Annotated in this window: 3 protein-coding genes; 1 reads left to right on the forward strand and 2 read right to left on the reverse strand. The window is 73.4% G+C overall.

The window, feature by feature from the left end; translation table 11 throughout:
- Together ABT336_RS06645 and ABT336_RS06650 are read right to left on the reverse strand one after the other, a co-directional pair.
- The coding region (locus ABT336_RS06645) for a beta-ketoacyl synthase N-terminal-like domain-containing protein (RefSeq protein WP_350895521.1) at nt 1-3,041 on the reverse strand (3,041 nt) is incomplete at its 3' end.
- A 55-nt stretch (nt 3,042-3,096) separates the two neighbouring features.
- Complete coding sequence (locus tag ABT336_RS06650; RefSeq protein ID WP_350895522.1) at nt 3,097-10,260, reverse strand: SDR family NAD(P)-dependent oxidoreductase; 7,164 nt, start codon at nt 10,258-10,260, stop codon at nt 3,097-3,099.
- Between the two features lie 829 nt (nt 10,261-11,089).
- On the opposite strand from ABT336_RS06650, the gene ABT336_RS06655 reads away from it, so the two are divergent.
- Entirely contained in the window at nt 11,090-12,019 is a 930-nt protein-coding gene (locus ABT336_RS06655) for a sulfite exporter TauE/SafE family protein (RefSeq protein WP_350895523.1), read from the forward strand.
- Nucleotides 12,020-12,221 lie beyond the last annotated feature (202 nt).

Genomic DNA, 12,221 nt, shown 5'->3' on the forward strand with positions numbered 1-12,221 from the left:
GCGTCCTGCCCGGTGTGCTTGAGCAGCGCGGCGAGTTCGGCTGCGGCGCTGGACTCCCCGGCGAGCCGGTTCAGCGCGGTCAGCGCGGCCCCCGGCTCCGTCGACGCGGGTGGGGGCGACGAGCCGGGTGCCACGCCGACGGCGGCGGGGTAACCCCCGGCGGCCGGGCGGTCAGTGGTCGGGGTGGCTGTGGTCGACCCGGCCTTGGCCGGGCTGGGGGCGGTCGGGGTGGGGGAGGTCGATTCGGCGGTGGTCTGGGTGGGGGCGGTCCGGGTGTCGGCGGCCGGGGGCGCAGACGCCTGGAGGCCGAGCAGTCCGGCGGCGTCCGCGCCGAGCCGGACCAGCGGACCACCGAGGTCGAGCTTCATCCGTGGTCCGCGCCGAGGGGTGGCCGGCTTCGCCGTGGTGGTGCGAGGGGCGTCCAGGGCGGCCAGGTTCGGTTCGGCCCCCTCCACCCACAGGGCGGTGGCGACCCGGCGCAGCTGGTTGAGTCCGCCACGGTGGGCGGTGTTCACCGGCAGGGCGAGGTGGTCACGGCCCCGCAGGTTGTCCCCGACCAGGGAGGCCAACTGCCCGGAACCGACCTGGAGGAACACCCGGAACCCGGCGGCGTACATCGCCTCGACCGTCTGCCGGAACCAGACCGGCTCCATCATGTGCCTGACGAAGGTCCGGTTGACCTCGTCCTCGTCGGCCGGGAACGGGGCGGCCAGGGTGGCCGACCAGACCGGCACCCGGGTCGGGTGCACCTGCCACCGGCCCAGGGCGGCCCCGATCGAGGTGAGCCCGTCGGCGAAGGCCGGGGTGTGGAACGCCGAACGGAAGGGCAGCTTCTGGCACAGCACGTTGCGGGACCGCAACGCCTCGACCAACCGGTCCACCTGCGGCTCCGGCCCGTTGACCACCGACTGTCCCGGGGCGTTGTCGTGCGAGAGCACCACCGTCGGGAAGTCCGCGAGCAGCGGGGTCACCTGCTCGGCGCCCGCCCCGATCGCAGCGAAGACGTACCCGGAGACCTCCACCGATTCGGCGTCGAACAACGCCAGGAACTCGTCCATCGTGGTCGTACTGACCTGACCGCTGACCGCGGCGGCGGTCCACTCGCCGATGCTGTGCCCGGCGAAGGCGTCCGGGTGGACGTCGATCCGGGCCAGCGCCGTGTGCAGGAGCCGGCCCACCTCGATCAGCCCGGCCCCGTGCCGACCCAGGTCGGCCGAGGACCACTCGCGGTCGGGCAGCCCGAAGTGCGCGGCCAGGTCGGCGGTGCGCGGGGTGAACTCCGCCTCCAACCCGGGGAAGACGAAAGCGACCTTTCCACCGTCGGCGAGCAGCGGCTGCGGGCTGAACCAGATGTCCCGCCCACCCCGCCACGCCTGGCCCCGGGCGACCGCCTTGCGGGCCACCGCGAGGAGCCGGTCGGTCGGGTCGACGACGCCCAGCCGGCTGCGGCCCGGCGGGTGCCCGTCGGACCCGGCAGCGGTCTGCGCGCCGAGTCGGCGTACCTCGTGGTCGTCGCGGTCGAGCAGTGCGGCGAGCCGGGCCGGGTCCGGTGCGGCCAGCCACAGGACCTGGTCCGGTTCGGTCACCTCGGTACGGGCGGTGACGGTGACCGGAGCGACCGGCGCGCCCACCGACTCCGGGGCCTGCTCGATGATCAGGTGGGCGTTGATCCCGCCGAAGCCGAACGCGTTGATCGCGGCCCGCCGTGGACCGTCGGACTCCCATTCGCGCGCGGCGGCGATCGGGGCGAACCGGGTCGCGGCCATCTCCCGGCGCGGCGACTCGCAGTGCAGGGTCGGCGGCAGGACACCCCGGTGTACGGCGAGCGCCGCCTTGATCAGCCCGGCGATACCGGCGGCGGGCATGGTGTGCCCGATCATCGACTTCACCGACCCGATCACCGGTCTCGGGCCGCCGGCGTACGGGCCGAACACCTCGGCGACGGTGGTCAGCTCGGCGGCGTCCCCCGTCGGGGTCCCGGTGCCGTGCGCCTCCAGCAGCCCGATCGCGTCCGGGGCGGTCGGGTCCAGCCCGGCGGCCCGCCAGGCCCGGCGGATGGCCAGCACCTGACCGGAGACCGCCGGGTTGAACATGCTCGCCGACCGGCCGTCACTGGACGTCCCACTGCCCCGGATCACCGCGTAGACCCGGTCACCGTCGCGCTGCGCGTCGGCGTACCGCTTGAGGACCACCACGCCGGTGCCCTCGCCGATGAGCAGCCCGTCGGCGTCGGCGTCGAAGGGGCGGATCTCACCCCGCCGCGACAGCGCCCGCAACTGGCTGAAGACCGACCAGAAGCTGATGTCGTGCACGTGGTGGACCCCACCGGCGAGGACCGCGTCGAGCCGGCCGTTGACCAGCTCGGTGATGCCCTGGTCGACGGCGATGAGGGAGGAGGCGCAGGCGGCGTCGATGGTGTACGCCGGACCCCGCAGGTCGAGCCGGTTGGCCACCCGGGAGGCGGCCAGGTTCGGCACCAGCCCGATCGTCCCCTCCGGCTGGTACGGCCCCAGCCGCTCGTCGAACTTCTTGCGCAGCAGGTCGAGTCGGTGGGGGTCCAGGTCCGGCACCAGGTCCCGCAGGATCTGCACCACCTGGCTGGACATCCGGACCCGCTGGGCGTACCGGGCCTGGGCGGGGCTGAGGATCCCGCCCCGACCGATGATCACCCCGACCCGTTCCCCGTCGGGGAGCTTCTCCGGCCCGCCGGCGTCGTCGATGGCCCGGGCGGCGACCTCCAGGGTGATCAGCTGATCGGGTTCGATGTCCGGGACCGACGCGGGCATCACCCCGAACCGCAGTGGCTCGAAGGTGGCGTGCTCGTCGACGAAACCGCCCCGCCGGCAGTACATCCGGTCCGGCCGGTGCGCCTGGTCCGGGTCGTAGAACTCCTCGTCCCACCGGTGCGCGGGGACCTCGGTGATGGCGTCCACCCCGTCGACCAGGTTCTTCCAGTAGCTGTCCAGGTCACCGGCGTTGGGCATCAGGGCGGCCATCCCGACGATGGCGATCGGGTCGGGTGGGAACGGGGTGGCGCTCATCGGGTCCTCCGGCGGGCACTGTGGGCGGGGGCCAGGCGGCGGGGCATCGGGGTGCTCACCACCCCGAGGCGGTGTAGACCACCGAGGTGACCGAGGCGTCTGCCCAGGCCAGTTCCCGCAGCAGGGCCAGTGCGCCCTCCTCCGGGTCGATCAGGCCGATGCCGCGCCGGGCGTACTCCCGGCTCAGTTCGGCGGTGACCATGCCGCCGTGTCCGGCTCCGGGTGCCCACGGACCCCAGTGGACGGTGAGGCAGCGGGACCCGGTCCGGCCCGCCCACCTGGTGCCGATGGTGTCCAGGGCGTCGTTGGCGGCGGCGTAGTCGGCCTGCCCCCGGTTTCCGTAGGCGGCGGCGATGCTGCCGAAGAAGACCACGAACCGGGGCTTGCCCGGCAGGTCGTCCAGGGCGGCCAGGACGGTGCGCGCCCCGTCGACCTTGGTGCCGAAGACCCGCCCGAACGACGCCGGGTCCTTCTCGGAGATCAGCTTGTCCTCGATGATCCCGGCGGCGTAGACCAGGGCGTCGAGTCGGCCGTGCTCGGCGTGGAGGCGGGCCAGCAGCGCCCTCGTCGCCTCGGCGTCGCACACGTCCAGGGCGTGGTAGCGGACCTCGGCCCCGGTGGCGGTCAGCTCGGCGACGGTGGCGGCCACCTCCCGGGCGGCCAGGATCTGCCGCGCCTCCCGGTCGATCTCCGCCGGTGACCGTCCGCCCTGCCGGGCCAGCACGGCGACCAGTGCCGCCTTGTCCTGCGCCGCCGCCACCGTCGGGTCCTGCGGTCCCTGCGGCAGCGGGGTACGGCCGACCAGTTCGACCCGGCACCGGCTGGCCGAGGCCAGGACCCTGGCGAACCACGGGGTGATGCCCCGGGCTCCGCCGACCAGCACCACCACCGAGTCGGAGGTCAACCCGAGGGCACCGGCCTCGGCCACCCCGTCGCCGGCCGGTCCGGCCCCACCGGCTGCCAACACGCCCAGCTCCATCGGCACCAGGTCGGTGACGTACCTGTCGCCGCCACGCAGGCGGACCACCGGAGCGTCCCGGGAGATCAGCAGCTCCGTGACGACCTGCCGGGCCACGACCTGTGCCGGCGTACCCGTAGCGGTCGCCACGAACCGGGCGTTGAGCTGGGGGTACTCGCGGGCGATGGTGCGGAACAGACCGGGCATCCCGTCGGCGGCCCCGCCGGCGTGCTCGACCCCGGCGGCGAGCAGCCATCGCGGCCCGGCGGCGAGGGCCCGTTGCAGCAGCGGGAAGACGTCGGGCAGGAGCGGTTCGTCGAGGTGGGTCAGCCCGTCGAGGACGATCACCCCGTCGAAGCCGGTGTCGGCCTGGCCGTCGTCGAGCACCCCGAGCTGCCCGCTGGCACCGTGCGCGCCGAGCATCTCGGCCAGGTACGCCCCGACCTCCCCGCCTCCGGTGATCAGGAACCGGGCACCGGCGAGGACCGTCGCCGGGTCCCCGGGGGACGCGGGCCGGAGGGTGTCTCGGGCGACGAGTCGTTTCGGGGCCACCCCCACTCCGACCGGCGACGGGGACCCGACGCCGCTCGGCGGGGTCGGTGCGGTGGCCGGTCCGGGCGCGGCGGGGGCGACGGTCGTGGCGGTGAGGGTCGCGGTAGCGGTGACGGTGCCGCTCATCCTCTCGTCGAGCCAGGTGACCATGGCGCGGACGGTGCGGGCTTTGACGAGGTCTTCGAGTTCGCTCTCGTCGCCGTCGACGGTGAGGTCGAGTCGGTGGGCCACCTCTCCGGCGACCTCGGCGCGTTTGATGCTGTCGATGGAGAGGTCGGCTTCGAGGTCGAGGTCGAGTTCGATGAGGTCGGCGGGGTAGCCGGTGCGTTCGCTGAGCACGGTGAGGATCGCGTTCTGGAAGTCGCCCAGGCTCGGCCCGGCGGCAGCGGGCGCGGCGGCAACGGGCGCGACGACCGGTGCCGGTACGACGACCGGTGCCGGTGCCGGTGCCGGTGCCGGGGCGGTGGGTGCGGCCGGCAGCGCGGCCGGTACGGCGACCGGGGCGATCGTCGATGGGGCCGCCGGAGCCGGGGCGGGGGGTGCGACCGGTGCCGCCGCGATCGCAGTGGCCAGGGCGGTCCCCCCGTTCGTCGAGGCGACGACCTGACGCGGTGGCGCGCTCGGCGCGGCGGCGGGCGGCGCAGCCGCCGGCAGCATCGGCGCGTGGTGCTGCTCCAGCCGGTGGTCGGAGGAGTACCCGGGGGCCGGGGCCGAGCCGGGGGGCTCACCGAGGAAGGCGAGCATGACGTCCCGCTGGGCGGCGATGATGTCCCGGTTGTTGCGCAGGTACTCGCTGAGCAGGTCGCTGCGGGTGTCCCGGTGACCGGTGACGGGGGCGGCCGGGACCACCGGGACCGCCGGGACGGCCGCAACGGCGGGGGCGGCGGGGGGCGCCGGGACGGCGGGGGCGGTGCCGTTCGCTGGGGTCATCGACAGCTCCTTGACACGTCGGGGAGGGGTCATGCCACCGGGAAGACAGTTGCCGTGCTGGTCCCGGACGAGTTGGCCGTCGACGGTCCAGACCGGACGGCGGGTGGTGGTACCGACCGGGGTGTCCGCACCGACCCGGCCCTGGAACAGCCAGTCGGGGCGGACCGGCAGACCGGCGCAGGCCAGCTCGGCGATCGAGATCAGGAATCCGCGCAGCCCGTCCTGCGGCCCGCGCTCGCAGGCGACCACCTGGTGCGGTCGGCCCGCGAGGACCGCGCCGACCAGCCGGGTGAGCACCTGGCCGGGGCCGACCTCGACGAAGATGCGGGCACCGGCGGCGTACATCGCCTCGATCTGCTCCACGAAGCGCACCGGGGCGCCGATCTGCTCGGCCAGGTGGTGGCGGACCCGGTCGGCGTCACCGCTGTAGGGCGCGGCGGTGAGGTTGGACCAGACCGGGATCCGGGGCGGAGTGATCCGTTGCCCGGCGAGCACCTCGGCGAAGGTCTCCACCGCACCGGCGACCACCGGGCTGTGGAAGGCACAGGCCACCGGGATCCCCTTGGCGGACAGTCCGGCGTCCTTCAGGGCCGCCACCGCCGCGTGGACCTTCACGGTGGGCCCGGAGATCACCACCTGGTGGGGGGCGTTCCGGTTGGCCAGGACCACCTCGCTGGTCAGCCCGGAGGCGGCGAGCACCGTGGCCACCTCGTCGGCCCCGGCGGTGACAGCGGCCATGGTGCCCGGGTCGTCGCCGGTCGCACCGAGGATGGCCTGGGCCCGTGCCCGGCTCAACTCCAGCAGGGTCGGCGCGTCGAAGGCTCCGGCGACGCAGAGCCCGACGAGTTCGCCGTAGCTGTGCCCGGCCGTCATGTCGGGCCGGACGCCGAGGCGGCGCAGCAGGTGGTCGACGGCGAGCCCGCCGATGCCCAGGACGGGCTGGGCGACCCGGGTGTCGCGTACCCGGTTCTCCTGCTCGCGGCGGCCCTCGGCGTCGAAGGCCGCCGGGGGGAAGAGCAGCTCGGCGGCGGACCGGTCCAGTTCCAGGTAGTGGCGCAGCTCCGGGAAGGCGACGAAGAGTTCGGCCAACGCCCCGGGCCGCTGACTGCCCTGCCCGGGGAAGAGGAACGCCACGGTCCCGGGGCCGGACTGCGCCCCGTCGGCCGGTTGGACCAGGCCCCGACCCGGGTCGTGGTCCCCGGCGAGGGCCCGGTGCAGCAGGGTCTCCAACTCGGTGTGGTCCCGGGCGACCACCGCCACCCGTACCGGACCGGGGCGGTGGGCCGAGGTCGCGGCGACCGAGGCGGCCAGCCGGGCCAGGCGGTCCGGTGCGTCAGGGGCACCGTCGGCGGCGAGGTCGGTGAGCAACTGGCGGACCGCGTGGTGGGCGGCGGCCCGGTCGGTGCCCCGGAAGCAGAACAGCTCCGCCGGCCAGCTCCGCCGGGAGTGCCGGGGCTCCGGGGCGTCGGCGTGGGCGGCGAGCACCACGTGGAAGTTGGTGCCGCCGAACCCGAAGGCGCTGACCCCGGCGACCCGCTCGTCCGCCGGTGCCGACCAGGGCCGGGCCTCGGTGAAGAAGGCGAACGGGCTCTGCTGCGGATGCCAGGCCGGGTTGGGACGTCGCAGGTGGATGGTGGGGGGACGGACCCCGTGGTAGAGGGCGAGGGTCGCCTTGATCAGTCCGGCCAGCCCGGCAGCGCACTTGGTGTGCCCGATCTGGGACTTCACCGACCCCAGGGCGCACCCACCCGGTTCGGCCCCGGCCTCGGTGAAGAGTCGGGTGAGGGTCTCCAGCTCGGTACGGTCACCGACGACGGTGCCGGTGCCGTGCGCCTCGACGAGGCCGACCTCCCGGGGTGAGATCCCGCTGCGGTGGTACGCCCGGTCCAACGCCCGCCGCTGCCCCTCGGGACGCGGCGCGGTGAGACCGAGGGCGCGCCCGTCGCTGGCCCCGCCGAGTCCCTTGACCACGGCGTAGATCCGGTCCCCGTCGCGTTCGGCGTCGGCGAGCCGCTTCAGGACGACGCAGACCACCCCCTCGCCCAGGGCGATCCCGTCGCCGGTGCTGTCGAACGGCCGGGACCTGCCGGTCGGGGAGAGCGCGTGCGCGGAGGTGAACATCAGGTAGTCGTTGATGCCGTTGTGCAGGTCCGCGCCGCCGCAGATCATCAGGTCGCTGTCGCCGTTGCGCAGTTCCTTGCACGCGGCGTCCAACGCCGCCAGTGAGGAGGCGCAGGCGGCGTCGATGGTGTAGTTGGGTCCACCCAGGTCGAGCCGGTTGGCGACCCGGCCGGCGATGACGTTGGCCAGGACCCCGGGGAAGCTGTCCTCGGTGACCGTCGGCAGCAGCGGCGACATCTCCTCCGGGACCTCGCCCAGGTAGGCGGGGAGCATGGTGCGCAGGGTCTGTGCGTGACCCATGTCGCTGCCGGCCTCCGCCCCGAACACCACTCCGGTACGGCAGTGGTCGACGCCCGGGGCGTCGTACGGGTACCCGGCGTCGACCAGCGCCCGGTGGGAGACCTCCAGGGCGAGCAGTTGGGTGGGGTCGATGCTGGCCAGCGCCGCCGGAGGGATGCCGTAGCCGATGGCGTCGAAGGGGACCGGGTCGATGAACCCGCCCCACTTGGAGACGCTGATGCGTCCGGTGCGGCCGGGCGGGACCTCGGGGGCGTAGTACAGGTCGGTGTCCCAGCGCTGGGGCGGTACCTCGCCCACCGCGTCGGCACCGGTGAGCACCGTACGCCAGAAGCTCTCCAGGTCGGGGGAGCCGGGCAGGACACAGGCCATCCCGACGACGGCGACGTCAAGGGGGGCCACGTGTTCCTCGATCTCGGGCTCCGGTGGGCTCAGCCGGGCCCGCAGTGCGTGGAGTCGGGCGGCGTGGAAGTCGCGTACCTCGGTGGTGACGGCGTCGTGCAGCTGCGCCACGGTGGTGGTGGCGTCGCGCAGCACCGCCACCTGACCGGCCATGAACAGCCCCTCGGCGGCCTGGACCTGCTCGTCCACCGTCTCGATGACGTCACCGGCGCGGCGCAGACCCTTGCTGGCGATCCGTAGTCGACCGACGTTGAGCAGTTCCAGCCGCTCCCACACCTCGCGGTTCTCCGCCCCGGCGGCGGAGAGCTGGGTACGCAGCCGGTGGAAGTCGTCGACGAACGGGGTGTGCAGGCACCGGGTGGAGTGCCCCGGTGCGGTCTCCAACAGGGCGGTCCGTTCGGCGGTCACCGCCTCCTGCTGGAACAGCGGTTGTACGGCGCCGTGGGTGACCGCCTCGGTGGTGAACAGGTACGCGGTGCCCATCAGCACCCCGACGCGGGCGCCCCGGCGGGCCAGCGGTGCGGCCATGGTGGCGACCATCGCCGCCGACCGGGCGTCGTGGACACCACCGGCGAACAGGACCTGGATCTGTGCGGCGGCGTCCGGTTCGGCGTCGAGGTACTCGTCGAGGACGCTCAGTTGGGCCTCCCAGAGCGGGAAGCTGAACCGGGGTCCGACGTGTCCGCCGCACTCGGCGCCCTCGAAGATGAACTTGCGTGCCCCGGCGCGCAGGAACTGTTGGAGCAGGCCGGGGGAGGGGACGTGCAGGAAGGTGCTGATCCCCTGGTCCTCCAGGGCCCGGGCCTGGGGCGGGCGACCACCGGCGATGATCGCGTACCGGGGGCGGAGTTCCCTGATGACCTCCAGCTGGGCGGTGCGGAGCTCCTCCGGGGCGAACCCGAGCACCCCCACCCCCCAGGGGCGGTCGCCGAGCAGCCCGGCGGTCTCGGTGAGCATCCGACGGCACTTGTCGGCGGAGTTCAGGGCCAGGGCGAGGAAGGGCAGACCGCCCCCGTCGGCCACCGCCGCCGCGAAGGCGGCCTCGTCGCTGACCCGGGTCATCGGTCCCTGGGCCACCGGCACCCGGACCCCGAGTGCCGTGGCCAGTGGTGCACCCGGCAGGAGCAGGTCACCGGCGTCGGGGGAGTCGGCGGCGGCGAGCATCGACGCCCGCAGGCCCCGGACGGCGCTCGCGGTGTCGGTCCACCGCTGGGCGAAGAGCCCGGCCAGCCACCCGTCCTGCCCGATGGGGAGCAGTTCGGAGTCCTCGTCGTGCCGGCCGCCTCGGCGCATTCCCCGGTGGCCGTCGACGAGTGCGGTCTCCGAGCCGTCCATCCGTCGGATCGCGGCGCGTACGTCGGTGGGCAGCTCCGACTCGGGCATGAGGGCGAGCTGGGTGTCCAGGAGGACCCCTGCCGCCCCGCCCACCACTGCGGCTCCGGCGGTACGGGGGCCGATTCCGCCGACCACCCAGATCGGCAGGTCGAGGGTCTGGTCGGTGACGAGTTGCTGGAGCAGGACGAAGGAGCTCAGGTCGCTGACCCGGCCACCGGCCTCCAGGCCCCGGGCTACCAGTCCGTGTGCGCCGGCCGCTGCGGCGGCGCGGGCCTCGTCCCGACTGGTCACCTCCACGACCACCCGGTACCGGTTGGTGATCTCGGCCAGCGGCCAGGGACTGTCGGGGGTGACCAGGAGGAGTTCGACCCGGCCCCGGGCGGCGTCGTCGACCTCGTCCGGGGTGGCCTGACACCCGGCCGGGATCCGGACCCCGATCGGCCCGGGGGACCAGGACGCGGCCTGGCGCAGCGCCCGTAGTGTCCAGTCGTCCCCGGCGGCCAGGTCGAGCAGGCCCCATCCACCACCGGCGCAGGCGGCGGCCGTGATCCGGGGGCTGGGCTCGACGGCCCCGACGGGGTTCACGACCATGATCAGGTCGCGCGTGTGCGGTGCAGCGTTCATCGGGCTCCCACTTCGCTCGCGAGGATCGCGGGGTGACGGGCCGGACGGCGGCCGAACCGGCGGCCACCGAATCGTAATTCGCAGCGATCTATGTTGCAGTCCGTCATAACGTAGCGGCGCTCAGTTACGACCCGGTTAAATCTGCCCCATCCGACGGGGTTGGTGGCGATTTCCTACCAGCGTGGCGGGAATTGTCGGCGGGTTGGCCAGCGAAAACAACTCCAGCTCTCCTGGATTGGCTCACCGGTGATGTCAGGGGTCGATTGCTCGTCTCATTTATGACGCATTGTCATCGCCGGGTTGTCCCTGCGTATGGGGCGTTTGCGGGCTTCCCATCCCACGATGTGGAAGGGTGCTTGTCATGTGTCCGGATGACGGACAACGATCCCTATCCATGTTGTAGGCGTTATTCCCCACCGATTAACTTCGACATCCGAACGGCGGGTGAGGCGACGGCAAATCACCGAAATACCTGGTGGAAGTGGTTCGACATACGCGTGACGACGCTGGCGTTCCCATCCCCCGGCCCCCGGTCGAGGTGCGCGACCGCCGGGGGTACGACAGGTGTCGTTCACCGGTACGGCCGCTCCGGTCCGACGCGGCACCGGGGTCGAAGAGCGATTCTCCGCCACTTCACCGGTTAACAATCATTTCGGCCGACCCGGACGATGTGATTGGTCCCCTTCGTCTCCGACGACATGGTGAGCCGATTTTTCCGACATTCCCGCCAGCCGGGCATACACCGGCCCGCCCCTGGTGTCCGGGGCGTCTCGGCTCCCTCGCTCCGAACAGCTCAGCTCCCATTCCCCTTTTTGATCGGGCGGTAACTGTGCGGAAACTCCTCCTTCTCGCGCTCGTCGGCCTCGGTGCCCAGCTGGTCGACGGCAGCCTCGGAATGGCGTACGGCGTGACCTCCACGACGCTGCTGCTGGCGCTCAACACCAGTGCCGCGAGCGCGTCGGCCACCGTTCACCTGGCCGAGATCGGCACCACCCTCGCCTCCGGAGCCGCCCACTGGCGCTTCGGCAACGTCGACTGGCGGGTGGTCCGCCGGGTCGGCGTGCCGGGAGCCGTCGGGGCCTTCGCGGGCGCCACCTTCCTCGCCAGCCTCTCCACCGAGTTCGCGGCCCCGGTGATGTCGCTGATCCTGCTCACCCTCGGCCTGTACGTGCTGCTCCGCTTCACCGTCGCCGGTCTGCCCCGCGACCGGGTCGGACTGCCGCTGCGCAAGCGGTTCCTGGGTCCGCTCGGACTCGTCGCCGGATTCGTCGACGCCACCGGCGGGGGCGGGTGGGGCCCGATCGGCACCCCCGCCATCCTGGCCAGTGGTCGGCTGGAACCACGTCGGGTCATCGGCTCCATCGACACCAGCGAGTTCCTGGTCGCCGTCGCGGCCAGCGTCGGGTTCCTGGTCGGGCTGGGTGCCGAGAACATCGACTTCGGTTGGGTCGCCGCCCTCCTGATCGGTGGCCTGATCGCCGCACCGATCGCCGCCTGGCTGGTCCGGATCGTCCCGCCCCGGGTCCTCGGGTCGGCCGTCGGCGGTGTCATCATCCTGACCAACACCCGGACCCTGCTGCTCAGCGACTGGGTCGAGGCCGGACCCGGGCTGCGGTACGGCCTCTACCTGCTCATCGTGGTGACCTGGGTGGCCGCCATCGGGTGGTCGGTCCGCCAACACCGCGCCGAGCAGGCCGCCACCCCGGCCCCGGCCGACGACGACACCCCGACGACCGAACGGGCCACCACCTTCCGGTGACCAGGCCCTCAGCCCCGGTGCCGTCCCTCAGCCCCGGTGCCGTCCCTCAGCCCCGGTGCCGTCCCTCAGCCCCGGTGACCAGGCCCTCTGCCCCGGTGCCGTCCCTCAGCCCCGGTGACCAGGCCCTCTGCCCCGGTGCCGTCTCCCGGCACCGGGGCGCAGGCGTCGGCGAGGCGCCCGGCGGGGGACGTGTCGGGGCGGC

Origin of the sequence: Micromonospora sp. NPDC000207 (assembly GCF_040300925.1) — a bacterium.
Classification (GTDB): Bacteria; Actinomycetota; Actinomycetes; order Mycobacteriales; family Micromonosporaceae; genus Micromonospora.

Bases quoted from the DNA above. Each gene is read 5' to 3' on its own strand.
- ABT336_RS06650 (WP_350895522.1), bottom strand. From the start codon at position 10,260: ATGAACGCTGCACCGCACACGCGCGACCTGATCATGGTCGTGAACCCC.